1 protein-coding gene is annotated in these 556 nt (G+C 61.5%); it reads left to right on the top strand.

Annotation, left to right across the window (positions count from 1 at the left end; genetic code table 11):
* On the top strand, nucleotides 1-556 hold a 556-nt coding region (locus QLG09_RS22420), incomplete at both ends, for an Ig-like domain-containing protein (protein ID WP_282489437.1).

Here is a 556-nt window from a genome sequence, read left to right as displayed (position 1 = left end):
TGCCGGGCCTGCGTGTCGATACCGTGGCAGGCGACGATGTGATTAACAGCATCGAACATGGTCAGAACCTGATTGTCAGCGGCTCCAGCGATGGGCTGGCAGCGGGCACGGCACTGACCATCACCGTGAACGGCAAAACCTATGCGGCGTCCGTACTGGCGGACGGGACCTGGAACGCAGCCGTGCCGGCCGCAGACGTCAGCGCGTGGCCGGAAGGCACCGTGAAAATTACCGTTACCGGCGATAGCCCGACGGGCAACCCGATGACCATCAGCCACGACGTGACGGTGGATCTGGCGACCGTGGCGATCAGCATTAACGCCATCGCTACCGACGACGTGATTAACGCGGCAGAAAAAGGGACCGATCTGGTGCTGTCAGGTGCGACCACCAACGTGGAAGCCGGACAGACCGTCACCCTCGCCATGGGCGGTACAATCTATACCACCACTGTCGATGCCAGTGGTAACTGGACTTATACCGTACCGTCTGCCGACCTGACCGGTCTGAAAGAGGGCGATGCCAGCGTGCAGGTGAGCGTCACCAACGTCAACGG

Origin of the sequence: Enterobacter sp. V89_11, assembly GCF_029967775.1 — a bacterium.
Classification (GTDB): Bacteria; Pseudomonadota; Gammaproteobacteria; order Enterobacterales; family Enterobacteriaceae; genus Enterobacter; species Enterobacter ludwigii.
The sequence above is the reverse complement of the archived record's forward strand: the minus strand, read 5'-3'. Positions and strand labels throughout refer to the sequence as shown.